Source organism: Streptomyces sp. CWNU-52B (genome assembly GCF_047444975.1).
Classification (GTDB): Bacteria; Actinomycetota; Actinomycetes; order Streptomycetales; family Streptomycetaceae; genus Streptomyces.
Genome location: NZ_JBLFJV010000019.1, coordinates 62,436 through 77,500 on the forward strand (window position 1 = coordinate 62,436; position 15,065 = coordinate 77,500).

The 15,065-nt window shown below is 71.9% G+C and carries 14 protein-coding genes; 8 read left to right on the forward strand and 6 right to left on the reverse strand.

Annotated features, from left to right (window positions below; genetic code table 11):
* The first annotated feature begins 152 nt into the window (after positions 1-152).
* Together ACLVWQ_RS18120 and ACLVWQ_RS18125 are read left to right on the forward strand one after the other, a co-directional pair.
* Complete coding sequence (locus tag ACLVWQ_RS18120; protein WP_414109859.1) at positions 153-743, forward strand: TetR/AcrR family transcriptional regulator; 591 nt, start codon at positions 153-155, stop codon at positions 741-743.
* A gap of 199 nt (positions 744-942) precedes the next feature.
* Positions 943-3,201: an MMPL family transporter gene (locus ACLVWQ_RS18125; protein ID WP_414109860.1), complete on the forward strand. Its 2,259-nt coding sequence runs from the start codon at positions 943-945 to the stop codon at positions 3,199-3,201.
* Between the two features lie 351 nt (positions 3,202-3,552).
* Here the strand turns inward: ACLVWQ_RS18125 and ACLVWQ_RS18130 are convergent, their stop codons facing one another.
* The gene (locus ACLVWQ_RS18130) at positions 3,553-4,512 is read right to left on the reverse strand and encodes a hypothetical protein (RefSeq protein WP_414109861.1); all 960 of its coding nucleotides are present in this window, start codon (positions 4,510-4,512) and stop codon (positions 3,553-3,555) included.
* A 4-nt stretch (positions 4,513-4,516) separates the two neighbouring features.
* Positions 4,517-5,626, reverse strand: a complete 1,110-nt coding sequence (locus ACLVWQ_RS18135) for an NlpC/P60 family protein (RefSeq protein WP_414109862.1) — start codon at positions 5,624-5,626, stop codon at positions 4,517-4,519.
* 294 nt (positions 5,627-5,920) lie between these two features.
* On the opposite strand from ACLVWQ_RS18135, the gene ACLVWQ_RS18140 reads away from it, so the two are divergent.
* The 5 genes from ACLVWQ_RS18140 (at position 5,921) to ACLVWQ_RS18160 (ending at position 10,437) form a co-directional block, all read left to right on the forward strand.
* On the forward strand, positions 5,921-6,478 hold the full coding sequence (locus ACLVWQ_RS18140; RefSeq protein WP_414109864.1) for a YbaK/EbsC family protein: 558 nt from the start codon (positions 5,921-5,923) through the stop codon (positions 6,476-6,478).
* On the forward strand, positions 6,475-7,320 hold the full coding sequence (locus ACLVWQ_RS18145; protein WP_414109865.1) for an EamA family transporter: 846 nt from the start codon (positions 6,475-6,477) through the stop codon (positions 7,318-7,320). Before ACLVWQ_RS18140 ends, ACLVWQ_RS18145 begins: the two co-directional genes overlap by 4 nt.
* Before the next feature lie 126 nt (positions 7,321-7,446).
* Positions 7,447-8,211 carry a hypothetical protein gene (locus ACLVWQ_RS18150; protein WP_414109866.1) on the forward strand — a complete coding sequence of 255 codons (765 nt, stop codon included), beginning with the start codon at positions 7,447-7,449 and terminating at the stop codon, positions 8,209-8,211.
* 46 nt (positions 8,212-8,257) lie between these two features.
* On the forward strand, positions 8,258-9,331 hold the full coding sequence (locus ACLVWQ_RS18155; protein ID WP_414109867.1) for a helix-turn-helix domain-containing protein: 1,074 nt from the start codon (positions 8,258-8,260) through the stop codon (positions 9,329-9,331).
* Positions 9,332-9,483: 152 nt separating this feature from the next.
* Positions 9,484-10,437, forward strand: a complete 954-nt coding sequence (locus tag ACLVWQ_RS18160; protein WP_414109869.1) for a phosphotransferase family protein — start codon at positions 9,484-9,486, stop codon at positions 10,435-10,437.
* A 92-nt stretch (positions 10,438-10,529) separates the two neighbouring features.
* Here ACLVWQ_RS18160 and ACLVWQ_RS18165 read toward each other — a convergent pair whose 3' ends face one another.
* Positions 10,530-11,255 carry a dienelactone hydrolase family protein gene (locus tag ACLVWQ_RS18165; RefSeq protein WP_414109871.1) on the reverse strand — a complete coding sequence of 242 codons (726 nt, stop codon included), beginning with the start codon at positions 11,253-11,255 and terminating at the stop codon, positions 10,530-10,532.
* 441 nt (positions 11,256-11,696) lie between these two features.
* Between ACLVWQ_RS18165 and ACLVWQ_RS18170 the strand changes: the two genes are divergently transcribed.
* Positions 11,697-12,251 (forward strand): DUF3592 domain-containing protein, encoded by a 555-nt coding sequence (locus ACLVWQ_RS18170; protein WP_414109872.1) that lies wholly within the window; start codon positions 11,697-11,699, stop codon positions 12,249-12,251.
* Here ACLVWQ_RS18170 and ACLVWQ_RS18175 read toward each other — a convergent pair.
* Genes ACLVWQ_RS18175 through cbiQ form a run of 3 tightly spaced genes read right to left on the reverse strand, consistent with a single transcriptional unit; the run spans position 12,248 to position 15,034 of the window.
* The gene (locus ACLVWQ_RS18175) at positions 12,248-13,453 is read right to left on the reverse strand and encodes a serine hydrolase domain-containing protein (RefSeq protein WP_414110375.1); all 1,206 of its coding nucleotides are present in this window, start codon (positions 13,451-13,453) and stop codon (positions 12,248-12,250) included. The genes ACLVWQ_RS18170 and ACLVWQ_RS18175 overlap by 4 nt on opposite strands.
* A gap of 46 nt (positions 13,454-13,499) precedes the next feature.
* Entirely contained in the window at positions 13,500-14,285 is a 786-nt protein-coding gene (locus ACLVWQ_RS18180; protein ID WP_414109874.1) for an energy-coupling factor ABC transporter ATP-binding protein, read from the reverse strand.
* Positions 14,273-15,034 (reverse strand): cobalt ECF transporter T component CbiQ, encoded by a 762-nt coding sequence (cbiQ, locus tag ACLVWQ_RS18185; protein ID WP_414109876.1) that lies wholly within the window; start codon positions 15,032-15,034, stop codon positions 14,273-14,275. The genes ACLVWQ_RS18180 and cbiQ overlap by 13 nt, the downstream gene beginning before the upstream one ends.
* Positions 15,035-15,065: the final 31 nt, after the last annotated feature.

The following is a 15,065-nucleotide window of genomic DNA, read 5'->3' on the forward strand; positions in this document are numbered from 1 at the left end:
TTCCGGGGGGCGGGGCCCGGCAACTCGTGGTGGCGGGGGAGCCGGGGAAACTGGTGACCCAGCACACGTACGAAACGGTTTCGTTTCGTTGACGCGCAGGGTATGTTTATGGCGTACGAGACAGTTTCGTTCGAGCGGAAGCGGTGAATGGGATGGCTGAGACAGCAACGACGCGTCGCAGCCGGATCAGTCCCGAGCGCGAGGCCGAGCTGTACGAGGCGGTGCTCGATCTGCTCCGCGAGGTCGGTTACGACGCCCTGACCATGGACGCCGTGGCGACCCGCACCCGGTCCAGCAAGGCCACCCTCTACCGCCAGTGGGGCGGCAAGGCCGAGCTCGTGGCGAGGGCGATCCGGCACCACAAGCCGGTCCATCTCGCCAACGTGGACACCGGTTCCCTGCGGGGCGACCTCCAGGCGCTGACGGCCCGCCAGGACGACTGCCAGATGGAACAGAGTTCCTCGCTGATGCGGGCTCTGAGCGCGGTGGTGCACTCGAACCCGGAGCTGCTGGCCGCCCTCCGGGAATGGCTGATCGAACCGGAACTGGCGGAGATGCGCCAGGTGGTGCAGCGTGCCGTCGACCGCGGTGAGGTCCGTGCGGACAACCCCGCGATCGACTACGTGCTGCACATGATCATCGGTGCCTTCGTGGCCCGGACGATGATCGACGACCAGCCACCGACCCAGGCCTTCGTGTCCTCGTACATCGACGCAGTGGTCCTCCCCGCCCTCGTCGCCTGACCCGCCTGCCCCGACCCGCTTTTCCGGCCCCGCCCCTTCCCTGAGGCGAGACCCTTCCGTACCTCCGCACGCCCGCGTGCACCCCTGCACCCCGGTACCTGACGCGACCGCTCACGTCGTCGGGCTGACACCCCCTGCCCTGATGCCCTGATGCCCTGTCCACCGACGGCATCACCGACCTGATCGGGAGTACGCCCTCGTGGCCACGTTCCTCTACAAACTCGGCCGAACGGCCTTCAGGCGACGGCACTTCGCCGTCCTGATCTGGATAGCGCTGCTGACACTCGCGGGAGTCGGAGCGGCCTCCGCGCCCGCCGCGGGCTCCACGTCCTTCTCCATCCCGGGCACCGAGGCCCAGAAGGCCTTCGACCTGCTGGAGCAGCGTTTCCCCGGCGCCAGCGCCGACGGAGCGACCGGGCGCATCGTGTTCAAGGCGCCCGAGGGCCAGAAGATGACGGACGCCGGCCACAAGGCGACCGTCGAGAAGACCGTCAGGACACTGGGCGACGGCTCCGAGGTCGTCTCCGTCACCGACCCGTTCACGACGAACGCGGTGAGCGAGGACGGGACGGTCGCCTACACGTCGGTGAAGTACGACGCCCCCGGAATGTCACTGGAGGACTCGACCAGGGCCGCCCTGGAGACGGCGGGCGACGACGCCCGGACCACCGGGCTGACCGTCGACGTCGGAGGGGACGCGCTGGAGGCCGGGGCCGACGTGGGCGGGGCGGGCGAGATCATCGGCCTCGCCCTCGCCGCGGTCGTCCTGGTCATCACGCTGGGCTCGCTGGTCGCGGCCGGACTGCCGCTGCTCACGGCGATCATCGGCGTCGGCATCGGTGTCTCCACCATCACCGCGCTGGCCAGCGCGTTCGACCTCGGCGACACCACGTCGACGCTCGCGCTGATGATCGGCCTCGCGGTCGGCATCGACTACGCGCTGTTCATCGTCTCCCGCTACCGGGCCGAGCTGGCCGAGGGCCGGGAGCCCGAGGAGGCGGCGGGCCGCGCCACCGGCACCGCGGGATCGGCGGTCGTCTTCGCCGGCCTCACGGTCGTCATCGCCCTGGCGGGCCTCGCGGTCGTCAACGTCCCGATGCTGACCAAGATGGGCCTCGCCGCGGCGGGCACGGTCGTGGTCGCCGTCCTCATCGCGCTGACGATGATCCCGGCGATGCTGGGCTACGCGGGCAAGAAGATCCGCCCGGCGAACGAGAAGCGCAAGGCACGGGGCCGGACCACCGGGTCCACGCCGTCACCGGTGTCCGAGCAGCCGACACGTTCGACGAGCCCGACGCGGCCGAACATGGGCACACGCTGGGCGAGCTTCGTCATCCGCCGCCCGGCCGCCGTACTGCTGCTGGGCGTGGTCGGCCTCGGCCTGATCGCGGTCCCGGCGACCCAGCTGGAACTGGGCCTGCCCGACGACGGCTCCCAGCCGACGTCCACGACGCAGCGCAGGGCCTACGACCTGCTGTCGGAGGGCTTCGGCCCCGGCTTCAACGGTCCCTTGCTGATCGTGGTCGACGCCCAGGACAGCGACGACCCGACGGCGGCCTTCGGCGACGTGGCCGACGGGATCAAGGGGCTCGACGGCGTCGTGACGGTCACCCCGCCGGCGTCCAACAAGGCCGGCGACACCGCGACGATCACCGTCATCCCGGACTCCAAGCCGTCCTCGGCGCAGACCGAGGACCTGGTGCACGCCATCCGTGGCCAGGGTGCCGACATCAAGGCCGGCACGGGCGCCGCCGTCCTGGTCACCGGCACCACCGCGATGAACATCGACTTCTCGCAGAAGCTCAACGACGCGCTGATCCCGTACCTGGCCCTGGTGGTCGGTCTCGCCTTCCTCCTCCTGATCGTGGTCTTCCGCTCGATCCTGGTCCCGCTGAAGGCGGCGCTCGGCTTCCTGCTGAGCGTGCTGGCCGCGCTCGGTGCCGTGGTCGCGGTCTTCCAGTGGGGCTGGCTGGCCGGACTGATCGGCGTGGAGGAGACGGGCCCGATCATGTCGATGATGCCGATCTTCATGGTGGGCGTGGTCTTCGGCCTCGCGATGGACTACGAGGTGTTCCTCGTGACCCGGATGCGGGAGGCGTACGTACACGGCGAGTCGCCGAGCCAGGCCGTGGTGACCGGTTTCCGGCACAGCGCCCGGGTCGTGGTCGCCGCGGCGATCATCATGATGGCGGTCTTCGGCGGCTTCATCGGGGCGAGCGACTCGATGATCAAGATGATCGGCTTCGGCCTGGCGATCGCCGTCTTCTTCGACGCCTTCGTGGTCCGCATGGCGATCGTCCCGGCGGTCCTGGCGCTGCTGGGCGAGAAGGCCTGGTGGCTCCCCAAGTGGCTGGACCGCGCCCTGCCGAACGTGGACGTGGAGGGCGAGGGCCTGCGAACCCTGGACGAGGCCCACGAGAGGAACCCGGACGAGGACAGGGAGTTGGTACGCGCCTGACGCGACGGCTCCGCTCGACGACGAGCCGGTAGGAACCCGGCCATGACCAGCCGGTGAGGGCTCCGTGGGGACGGGCGGCCCTCACCGGCTTCCTCTTGTGCCCACACGACCACGGCTAGATCGGCGCCCCACGGACGGAAGGGGCCGTGCCGGTACGTCGCAGTTCGCCGCGTAGCTTTTCCACACTGCCCCTGCCCTGGAAGCAAGGGGCAGTACGCCCGGCTGCGGCGAACTCGACGTACCGGCACGGCCCCGACCCGCTGCCGCCCGCCGCCGTTGCCGCCCGCCCCCCGGCCGTAGCTGTCCACCCCCGCCGCCGGACGCGACACCTGCGTGAGAGGGAGCGGCGGCCTACGAGGGGGACTCGGCAGCCCGACCGGGCCACCGGGTGAACCGCCGCATCCCTCGCCGCGCGGGCCTCAGGGGCACGTCCTCGGGAGCGAGCGACCCCTCACCCGCGGCCTGCCCGTGCCCGTGCCCTTGCCCCTGCACCTGCCCGGGAGGCAGCGCCGACATAGCGGTCGGAGCCGGCATGGACCGCACGCCCTGTTCGAGCCGGCTCCGCACGGTCCTGGCCATCGCCTGGTGAGCAGGCTCCAGCAGCAGCCCCTGCGAGGACAGCCGCTCCCACATGTGCAGCAACTCCTGCCCCCGGCTGGCGACCTGCCCCTCGTCGATCAGCCGCTGCCACGCCGCGGTGGCGCGCGCCACGTCGGGCGCCGCCCGGTCCAGGTCGGTACGGCAGCGGATGCGCGCGACGGTCAGCGCGAGGGTGATCGAGAGCGGGTAGTCGTTGCGCTGATACGCGATGTACGCCTCGATCGCCCGTGCCTCCAGCGACAGTTCGTCCTCCGCGCCCCTGCGCAGCGTCAGGTGCTCCCGCAGCGCGCTGGCGAGGACGAACGCCGCGTGCAGCTCGTCGTGCTGCGCGTGCCGGATGATGCGTTCGACGCGGGCGAGCGGCGGGAACGCCTCCTCCTCCGCGGCGGTGCGCTCCCGCCCGGGAGGCAGGTCGTCCTCGTCGGCGATGGTCCGGCTCGACCCGTCGGGGTACACCCGCAGCCGTGCCACCTGCATCACCGTGCGGTCGATGACGGTGGCCGCCACCGGCGCGCCCAGGGTGCGGGCGAACATGGCGACGGCGTCGAGGATCGCCTCGTTGGGCGGCCGCTTGCCGCCCATCTGCAGCAGGTGGCCGTTGACCACCGTCGACCCGTCCTCGGCCACGTAGGCGTCGAGCCGGACCAGCGGCGGTGCGCTGAGAACGGGCAGGTTCCTCGACGAGTCGCGAGGTGTCAGTGAGTGGGACATGTGCTCAGGCTCCGGGTCGGACGACACCGAGGATGGACATGGAGGCGGCCGGCGCGGTCGTTATCGTGCGTCCGGGCCGCGGGGCGTGAACGATCTGCCCGCCTCCGATGTACATGCCCACGTGGGTGGCGTCGTTGAAATAGATGATCAGGTCCCCGGGCCGCGCGGACGACAGGCTGACCCGGGTCAGTCCCTGCCACTGCGCCTGCGAGGTACGGGGTATGGGGTGTCCGGCCTGTGCCCAGGCCACGGAGGTGAGTCCCGAGCAGTCGTACGCCGAGGGGCCCACGGCACCCCACCCGTACGGCTTGCCGATCTGCGCCATCGCGAAGCTGACGGCCTTCGCGGCGGCGCCGGTCGCGTTCGTGCCGCCGCCCGGACTGCCGCCGCTCCCGCCTCCACCGCTTCCGCCGCCGCCGGTCGAGGTCCCGCCGCCGGAGCCCGTCCACTGGGCCTCGGCTTCCTTGTTCCGGTCCTTCTCCAACTGGGCCAGCTCGGCGGCCTGGTCCTTTTCGAGGCCGGCCTCGATCTGCTCGGCCTTGCCGATCTTCCCCAGGATCTTCTTCTTCGCCTCGGCCTTGTCCGCGCGGCTGGTCCTCAGCTTGCGCAGTTCCGTCTCGGCGGTGTCGGTCTGCCGGCTCAGCTCCGCGCGGGCGGCTCGCTGGCTCTCGGAGACCTTGGCGATGCTCCGCAGGGCCTGGCGGGCCTGGGACGCCTCGTCCAGGGCCTGGTCGGGGTTGTCGCCGAGCAGCAACTGGATGCCGGTGGCGGCGAGATTGCCCCCGCGGTACTGCGTCCGGGCGGCCGCGCCCCCGAGTTCGTGCAGATCGTCGACGCGGTCCTCGGCGCGGTTCAGGCCCTTGCGGAGATTCGTCAGCCGCGTCTCCTGCTTGGTCGCCTTCTCGTCCGCCGCGTTGTACGCCTCGGTGGCGACCTCCGCCTGGCGGTACAGGCCGTCCAGCTCGGTGCGGATGTCCTCGATCGACTTGTCGTCCTGCGGGCCCGGTTCGCCCGGGGCTGCGTAACTCGGCCCTGATATGAGGGCGATGGAAAGGACAAGGGTTGCTATGGTGGCCCGACTCCGCAGTCGTCTGCCGCCGGTCGACACGGTCATCAGCTCCACTTTCCGAAGTCACGTGCAGGCGGCTCAGACGGACGACTCGCCCATCGCAGTCGCCACCGCGGTTCATGCGCAGGGCAGTTCACCAAACACACTACCTTCCTCCGAACGCATGACCCCTATGTCCTCAGGCGTGTCAACCTGCCCGCGCCCAACTCTTCTCCCGCCGTCCTCCCACAGGCCCACACGTGTCCGCCCCGTCGAACGTGAGGCGCTGCCGGCCGGGCAACTGCATGGTGCACGTAATCGGGATGTGCCCTCGGAAGGGGACCGGCTAGCGTGCCGTCCATGACGGCAGCCGAAGAACCGACGACATCCCCAGAGCGGACCGCGACCGCGAACCGGTCCGCGACCGAAGGACAGACCGCGGCCAACCCCCGCTTCGCCGAAGCGGTGCGGAACCTGGGTCTCGACGATCTCCTCCCGCGGGTCCGCCGCTTCCCGGACGCCACCCGCACCGCCGCGGAGGCCGCCGCCGCACTCGGCTGCGAGCTCAGCGAGATCTGCAAGTCCCTGATCTTCGCGGCGGACGGCGTGCCGGTCCTGGTCCTCATGGACGGTTCGTCCCGAGTGGACCTCGGACTCGTCCGGGACGCGCTGGGCGCCGGAAAGGTCACCAGGGCCAACGCCGATCTCGTACGGGAGACGACGGGGTACGCCATCGGCGGCGTCCCTCCCTTCGGACACCGCAGCAAGACCCGGGTGCTCGCCGACCTCTCCCTCCTGGACCACGACACCGTGTGGGCCGCGGCGGGCACCCCGTACGCCGTGTTCCCGATGGCACCCAGGACGCTGATCGACCACGCCGGCGGCACCCTGGTGGACGTCCGCGAACGGACCGCGTGACTCCGCTGGTCACGGCGGCCGTCCTGCTCGCGGCGGTCACGCACGCCGGCTGGAACGCGCTGGCCCACCACATCACCGACAAGCTGGTCGGCTTCACGCTGATAGCGGGCGGCGGAACGCTCATCGGGCTGGCCATGGCCCCGTTCGTACCGTTCCCGGCCGCCGGGGCCTGGAAGTACCTCCTCGTCTCGGCGGTCATCCACGTCGCGTACTACGTCCTGCTGATGCGGTCGTTCCGGCTGGGCGACTTCGGCCAGGCGTACCCGATAGCGCGCGGCACGGCGCCCCTGGTGGTGACCCTCCTTGCCGCCCTCTTCGCCCACGAGGTGCCCGACGGCTGGGCGGCCACCGGCGTCGCCGTGTCGTGCGCGGGGCTGACGGGGGTCGCGCTCTGGGGGCTGCGCGGGAAGCGGCCCCACTGGGCGGCGATCGGCGCGGCGCTCGCGACCGGCCTGACCATCGCGGCGTACACCGTCGTGGACGGCCTGGGCGTACGCGCCTCCGGCTCGTCCCTCGGGTACATCGCCTGGCTGATGGCGGTGGAGGGCATGGCGGTCCCGGCGTACGCGCTGTACCGCTGGCGCGGCCGACTCCTCACCGTCCTGCGCCCGTTCGCCCCGGTGGGCCTCCTCGGCGCCGCGCTGTCCGTCGCCGCGTACGGCCTGGTCCTGTGGGCCCAGACGAGAGCGGACCTGGCACCGGTGGCGGCGCTGCGGGAGTCGTCGATCATCGTGGGCGCGGCCATCGGAGCGGTGTTCTTCAAGGAGAAGTTCGGGGCACCGCGCATCGCGGCGGCGGGCCTGCTGGTGGTCGGGATCGGCCTGATGCTGCACGCGGGTTAGCGACTTAGCGGGGGCTGATGCCCGATCGTGATCCACGGGTGCGCAACCCCGTAGGGATCCCGCCGGTCGGAAAGGCGCCGGAGGACGAGTATCCGGCGCCTTTCGGTACGGAGAATCGGGGATCAAGTGGGGAAGAAGCTCTGGAGAGCCGTCGTGGCCGGTGGCGCGGCCGCGGTGTTCACCGGTGTGGCCGCGGTTCCGGCCGGCGCGGCCGAGGGCGGGGTCTCGTTCACCCGTGTCCAGGTGAACGGCGGCAAGCCGATCGTGATCGGTGTGTCGAAGGAGGTCGCGGTGCCGACCTCCTTCCGGATGACGACCACACGTAAGTGGAAGTGGCCGGCGGTGTTTCTCTACCGCGACAACGCGGACGACCGGCTGTGGCACGCCATCGAGACGAGCGACTGCAACAAGGTGAGTTCGGGCGTCTGCGATTTCGACGAGACGATGTTCTTCGACCCGAGCGAGTGGGACATGCGCAACAGCGAGGCCGGGGCCTGGAAGGTCGCGGCCGAGGTGTTCTTCCAGGACGACGGCGGCGACACCGACGACGAGGGCCTCACGGCCTACGTCAAGCGCAACTCCCGCCTGACCGTGAACGCCTCACCCGAGCCGGTGACCAAGGGCGCCACGATCACGGTGACCGGAAAGGTCACGCGGGCCAACTGGGAGACCAGGAAGTACGCCTCCTACGCGGACCGGCTGGTGAGCCTGCAGTTCAAGCCCACCGGAGCGACCGCCTACAGCACGGTGAAAAAGGTGTCCGCGAACGGCTCGGGCGCTCTCAGGACGACCGTGAAGGCGGCCAAGACGGGCACATGGCGCTGGGTGTACTACGGCAACACGACCACCGGGGCGTCGACTTCGGCCGGGGACAACGTCGTGGTGAGGTGATTTCGGGGGGCGCGGTCGCGGAAGACCCGTGTGGTTGACTACCCGCGTGCTGCACGAGTCCGTTCTGCGAACCCTGGATCTGCCGGTGGCCGACCGGTTCGAGGCGTGGACGCAGCGGCTGGGACACACCCACGCGCCCATGCGGCTGGCCAGTGACCGAGCGGCGGACTACCACGGGCACCAGCGTGTCATCGGGCTGGGCGACGTGACGGTGTGGCCGGCGACCTTCGACCACCTGGTCTTCAGCCGGACCCCGAAACTCGTCCGGCAGTCCGACCCCGAGGCCTTCCACCTCTCCCTGCTGCTGCGGGGAGAGGGGGAAGCCGCCTGGGGGAGGCAGCAGGCCGCCTACCGGATCCGCGACTTCCACGTCAACTGCTCGTCGCGTTCGTACGAGATAGTCACCGGACCCGACCCGGTCACCATCGTCGGGGTCGAGCTGCCGCGGGAACTGGTCGCGCTGCCCGCGGGCCGGGCCGACCGGGCGATCGGGCGCCGGATCTCGGGCCGCGAGGGCACCGGCGCGCTGCTGGCCCAGTTCCTCGTGCAACTGGCCTCGGACACCGGCTCGTACCGGCCCTCGGACGCACCCCGGCTGGGCACGGTCGTCGCCGACCTCGTCACCGCGGTCCTCGCCGGCACCGCGGACGACGACCTCCGGCTGCTGCCGGCGGAGACCCGTGAGCGGACACTGGTCCTGCGCGTGAAGGCTTTCGTGCAGCGGCACTTGAGCGACCCGGAGCTGACACCCGCCGGGATCGCCGCCGCGCACCACGTCTCGCGCAGCCATCTGTACCGCCTCTTCCGGACCGAGGGCATCTCCGTGGCCGCGTACGTGCGCGACCGGCGCCTGGCGAACGCCCGGCGCGATCTCACCGACCCGGCCCAGTGCGCGACGCCGGTCCACACCGTCGCCGCCCGCTGGGGCTTCCCCCGCGCCCCGGAGTTCTCACGGGCGTTCCGTGCCGCGTACGGCCTCCCGCCGGGCGAGTTCCGCCGCCAGGCACTGTCCCCGGACTCCGCGGACCCCGGGGCGGACCCGCGGCACGGTGGACGCTCCGCCAAGCAGACGCGGACGGACGGCCAACGACAGACCGGTCCCCGCCGACCATCCTTGTGACCACCCGACCGGGGGACGGGAACGGGGGACGGGGAGACGAAGGCGCGCCAGGCCCGCGGGGGAGCTCTGGCGCGCCTTCGCCCACCACCTCCGCCCACCACCTCCGGCGAAATGCTTTGCGCGGGCCGTCGTCCGGATGCTGAGGTGGCGCGGTGACCGATCGTGATGAGGCTGCCGCCGTTCGACCGTCGACCTCGGCCTGGGTGAGTCGGCATCTGGAGGCCGGCGAACGGATCGTCGGCGTCGAGGCGTTGCACGGCGGCACCACCGCCGAGATGCGCAGGCTGACCGTCGGCAGGCGGGGCGGTGGCCTTCGGCGCCTGGTGCTGCGGAGCTTCGTCGACGTGGAGCACGCCGAGGACTCGCTGAACCGGGAGGCCGACGCGCTGACCCTGCTCACGGCGACCGACGTGCCGGCTCCCCGCCTGGTCGCGGTCGATCAGACCGCCGCGCGGTGCGAGTACCCCTCGCTCCTGATGACGCATCTGGCGGGCCGGACGGTCCTCGACGACGAAGGAGTGGCGGCGCGCGTGCCCGTGCTGGCCCGTCAGCTCGTGGCGATCCACGCGGTGCGGCCCGCCGAGCGGCCCCGGGCGTATGTGGCGTTGACGACCGCCGACACCGTCGTGGTCCCGAAGGGCGCCGACACGGCGGCATGGGCCGCGGCGATCGACGTGATCCGCAGGCCCGCGCCGCCCTACGAAGGACGTTTCCTGCACCGGGACTTCCACCCCGGCAACGTGCTGTTCGACGTGCCGTCCGCACAGCCCGAAGGCGCCCGGATCACCGGCGTCGTCGACTGGGCGGCGGCCTCCTGGGGCCCGGCGGATCTCGATGTGGCGCACTGCTCCACCAATCTCGCGCTGCTGCACGGACCGGCCTGGGGCCCGCGGTTCGCCGAGGCGTACGAGGAGGCCGGCGGGGTGCTCGCGGCGGCCGCGGGCGAGCGGCTGTACTGGCAGGTGCGGGACGGGCTGGCGTTCTCGGAAGAGGTGCGGGCGGTGTCGCGGCCATGGCGGGAGGCCGGGCGGACGGAGCTGACGACGCGAGCCGTGGAGGAGCGGCTGGACGCCTATGTCACCGCCCTGATGGACACGCTGGGCTGAGCGGACGAGCCCGACCTGACCCGGTCCGGTCCGGGGCGCGGGCGCGGCGGCGAACCGTCGGTGCCCGCGCCCCGGTGTGCGGCTGCCCGGCCCTACTTCAGGTGGCGGTCGAAGAACCGGCACCCGTCTTCCAGCTCGAACGACGGGGTGCCGGTGTGGCCGCCCAGGTTGGCGTGCAGCGTCTTCTCCTTGCTGCCGAAGGCGTCGAAGAGGTCCAGGGCCCGTTGCCGCGGGTTCCCCTGGTCGTCCCACTGCAGCAGGAACAGCAGCGGAACGCTGACCTGCCGGGCCTCCTCGCGCTGGGCGCGGGGCACGTAACCCCCGGCGAAGAAGCCCGCGGCGGCGATGCGTGGCTCGGTCACCGCCAGACGGATGCCGAGGGCGGCCCATCCGCCGGAGTACCCGACCGGGCCGCCGGTCTCCGGCAGTTCGAGGAGGGCGTCCAGGGCGGTCCGCCAGTCCGGGGCCGCCTTCTCGACCAGCGGGCCGATGAAGGACTCGAAGATCTCGTCGACCGGCTCGCCGGCCCGCATCGCCCGCCGGAGTTCGGCACGGGTCTGCTCGTCGGCGGCGGAACGGGGCCTGTCACCGCACCCGGCGGCGTCGATGGAGGCCACCGCGTAGCCGCGCGCCGCGGTGTACCGGGCCCGCGCCACCAGCCGGGGTTCCGCCTTGGGCAGGCCGTTGTTGTGGGCCATCAGGACCAGCGGGGCCGGTTCGGCGGAGTCGGGTGTCCACAGGGTGCCGGGGATCTCGCCGAGGGTGAATTCGCGTTCGAGGACGCCGTCGTCGAGGCGCTGCTCGGAGGTGAAGTGCATGGTCGTGCCTTTCGGGAGGGCTCAGAGCGGCGCTCCCGGACGACCTATCGCCCGACCGTGACCCCGGAGGGGAGCACCCATGTCGATACTGCGACTGCGTTCACGGGTACCACCTCCTCGTTCTCTCGCACGGCCTCCGGAAAGGTAGCAGCGGCCGCCGAGGCCCGCCAACGGATTTCTGCGGCCCCGGTCGCTCCCGGCTGCCGGTTGCCGGTGCCGGGCAGCCCGGACGGCCCGATGTGTCCGTACTCGGACCTGATGCGGGCATCCCGCGGTATTTACCCTGGTCGGCAACCGAACGGTACGGGACCTGAACAGGACCTGAGCGGAACAGGACCTGAGCGGAACAGGACCTGAGCGGAACAGGACCTGAGCGGAACAGGACCTGAGCGGAACAGGACCTGAGCGGAACAGGACCTGAGCGGAAAAGGACGGAGCCTGATGGCACGCGACGAGGACGGCGGACCGAGCGCGGGCGCGCCCAGCGTCTACCAGCTGGCCGCCGCGCCGACGACCCTGTCGCCGCGCGCGGCGGTGGCGTTGTCGTGGGTGATCGCGCTGCTGCTCGGGGCGCTGTCGGGGCTCGTGATGTTTCCCGCGGCCCAGCATCTGCGCTCGCTCGCGGACGGCGAGCGCGCGCAGGCGACGCTGACCCGGAGCGGCTCGTGCATGGCCGGGAACTGCCAGATCACGTTCGAGGCGGGAGGGCGGACCGTCGTGGCGGATCTGCCGGTGGGCAGCGGCGGCGGGAAGAACGGGGTCGGGACCGAGTGGACGGTGCGGTATCAGGCGGACGACCCGCGGACAGCCGCCCGTGAACAGGACGTCGGGGGCGGCGGCGCCATCGTGCTCGCGACGCTGTCCGGAGTGTTCGCGCTCCTCTTCCTGGCGTTGGGGATCTGGATGCCCTTCTACCACAGGGCGAGGCGGCGGCGTGCGGCCGACGACCCGGCCGGCCAGGAGGGCTCGGCCGGCCACGACCGCCCCGCGGGCTAGACCGGAAGTGCCGACCGCAGCGCCCGTACCAGTGCCTGCGCACGCGGATCCGCCGTCACCGTCTTGCGGAAGCCGTTCGTCACATAGCCGAAGGCGATGCCCGACTCCGGGTCGGCGAAGCCCAGGGAGCCGCCGCGGCCCGGGTGGCCGAAGGAGCCGGTGGCCAGGAACGGCGAGGCCGAGCCGTGGAGCATGTACCCGAGGCCGAACCGGGTGTTGATCACCAGGACCCGGTCAGGACCCGCCGACTCCTCGGCGCGCGCCGCCGCCAGCGTCCGCGCGGTGAACAGGCGCGTCCCGCCGTCCACTTCGCCGATCAGGGACGCGTAGAAGCGGGCCAGCCCGTCCGCCGTCGCGATGCCGTTCGTCGCGGGGAGCGCCGCCGCCCGGTAGGCCGGGTCGTTCTGGTCCGGGAACGGGGTGATCGCGGCGAACGCCCGGCGCGTGAGCGAGTCCGGGTCGTCGTACGCCTCGGCGACCGACCGCTTCGGCCGCGCCCGCAGACCGCCCCCGCCGCCGTCCCGCTCCGGCGTCTCGACGCGGCCCACCGTGCCCACCCGGCCCGCCTCGCCGGCCGGCAGCCCGACCCACAGGTCCGCGCCCACCGGCCCGGCGATCTCCTCGGCGATCCACTCACCGATACCGCGGCCCGTGACGCGCCGCAGCAGCTCAGCGACCAGCCAGCCGTACGTCAGCGCGTGATAGCCGTGATCGGTGCCTGGCTCCCACACGGGGGCCTGGCGGGCGACGGCCTCGGCGCCGCGCAGCGGGTCGAGCGACTCCCGCGGGGTCAACGGCCGGTCCAGGACGGGCAGTCCGGCCCGGTGTGCGAGCACCTGCCCGACCAGCACCCGCTCCTTGCCCGCCGCCTTGAACTCCGGCCAGTACTCGCCCACCGGGGCGGCCAGGTCCAGCTCTCCGCGCTGGTGGAGGAGAAGGAGGGCCGCCGCGGCGATCCCCTTGGTCGCCGAGCGCACGATCTGGGCCGTCCCGCGCTCCCAGGGAGCCGGTTCCGCTGCCCCTGCTCCTGCCTCAGCCGTACCGCCGTCGACGTTCTTCGTACCCGCCCACAGGTCGACGACCTTGTGCCCGTCCCGGTACACGGTGACCGCCGCGCCCCGTTCCCCCAGCGTCTCGAAGTTGCGTACGAACGCCGCCCTGACCGGCTCGAAGCCCTCGCCCACCGTGCCGCTCACGTTCACGTCGTCCACGTCGTTCACGTCCGCGCTCCTCGCCGCTCCTGTTACGTCAGGCGCCCATTGTCACCGAGCGCGGATCGAAGCCGAACGGCAGCTCCAGGCGGTGCTCCCGCATCAGCGCGTCGTCGGAGAGCAGCGCGCCCGTCCTCCCGTCCGCCGCGATCACGCCCTCGCTGAGGATCAGGGCACGGGGGCACAGTTCGAGGGCGTACGGCAGGTCGTGCGTGACCATGAGCACGGTCACGTCCAACGAGCGCAGGATGTCGGCGAGTTCACGCCGCGAGGCGGGGTCGAGGTTGGACGACGGCTCGTCGAGGACGAGGATCTCCGGCTCCATCGCCAGGACCGTCGCGACGGCCACCCGGCGCCGCTGGCCGTAGGAGAGGTGGTGCGGCGGGCGGTCGGCGAACTCCTCCATGCCGACCCGCTCCAGCGCCGTGCGTACGCGTTCGGCCAGCTCGGCGCCCTTCAGACCGGCGGAGGCGGGGCCGAAGGCCACGTCCTCGCGCACGCTCGGCATGAAGAGCTGGTCGTCCGGGTCCTGGAAGACGATGCCGACCTTGCGCCGGATCTCCGCCATGTGCTTCTTGCCGACGGGCAGCCCGGCGACCGTCACCGTCCCGGCGCCGCCGGTCAGGATGCCGTTGAGGTGGAGCACGAGGGTCGTCTTGCCCGCGCCGTTCGGACCGAGCAGGGCCACCCGCTCGCCGCGGGCGACGGCGAAGTCCACGCCGAACAGGGCCTGATGCCCGTCGGGGTAGGCGAAGGCCAGCCCGGCCACTTCGAGGGACGGCGGCGGGGACGAGAGGGAGGAGGGTGAGGTCACAGGGTCCATCCCAGCAGACAGACGACGAGCGCGGCGCACGGGAGGGCGAAGGCGTACGACCACTGGGCCCGGGACGCGGTCACGTCGTCGATGACCGGCATCGAGCCCGTGTACCCCCGGCTCACCATGGCGAGGTGCACCCGCTCCCCGCGCTCGTAGGAGCGGATGAAGAGCGCGCCGGCCGACTTGGCGAGGACGCCCCAGGAGCGGACGCCGCGGGCCTCGAAACCGCGTGACTCCCGCGCGATCCGCATCCGCCGCATCTCGTCCGTGATGACGTCCCCGTACCGGATCATGAAGGACGCGATCTGTACGAGGAGGGGTGGCAGCCGTAGCCGCTGGAGCCCGAGCAGCAGCTCGCGCAGTTCCGTCGTGGAGGCGAGCAGCACGGACGCGGCGACGCCCAGGGTGCCCTTGGCCAGCACGTTCCAGGCGCCCCACAGGCCGTTCACGCTCAGGGACAGGCCGAGTACGTCGACCCGCTCGCCCTGCGCCACGAACGGCATCAGCACGGCGAAGGCCACGAACGGCACCTCGATCAGCAGCCGCTTCAGTACGAAGCCGGCCGGGACGCGGGCCGCGTACGCCACGGTGGCCAGCAGCAGCGCGTACAGGCCGAACGCCCACATCGCCTCGCGCGGCGTCGACACGACGACGAGCACGAAGGCGAAGACGGCGGCGAGTTTGGTGTGCGGCGGCAGGGCGTGCACGGGCGAGTGCCCGTGCCGGTAGAGCCTGTGGGCGTGGCCCGCTCCCATGTCAGATCCCCATGTCGGATGTCAGCCCCAT

Coding starts and splice junctions, on each gene's coding strand:
- ACLVWQ_RS18140 (WP_414109864.1), top strand. CDS start 5,921: ATGACGGCAGCCGAAGAACCGACGACATCCCCAGAGCGGACCGCGACC.
- ACLVWQ_RS18180 (WP_414109874.1), bottom strand. CDS start 14,285: ATGGACCCTGTGACCTCACCCTCCTCCCTCTCGTCCCCGCCGCCGTCC.
- ACLVWQ_RS18120 (WP_414109859.1), top strand. CDS start 153: ATGGCTGAGACAGCAACGACGCGTCGCAGCCGGATCAGTCCCGAGCGC.
- ACLVWQ_RS18165 (WP_414109871.1), bottom strand. CDS start 11,255: ATGCACTTCACCTCCGAGCAGCGCCTCGACGACGGCGTCCTCGAACGC.
- ACLVWQ_RS18130 (WP_414109861.1), bottom strand. CDS start 4,512: ATGTCCCACTCACTGACACCTCGCGACTCGTCGAGGAACCTGCCCGTT.
- ACLVWQ_RS18135 (WP_414109862.1), bottom strand. CDS start 5,626: ATGACCGTGTCGACCGGCGGCAGACGACTGCGGAGTCGGGCCACCATA.
- cbiQ (WP_414109876.1), bottom strand. CDS start 15,034: ATGGGAGCGGGCCACGCCCACAGGCTCTACCGGCACGGGCACTCGCCC.
- ACLVWQ_RS18170 (WP_414109872.1), top strand. CDS start 11,697: ATGGCACGCGACGAGGACGGCGGACCGAGCGCGGGCGCGCCCAGCGTC.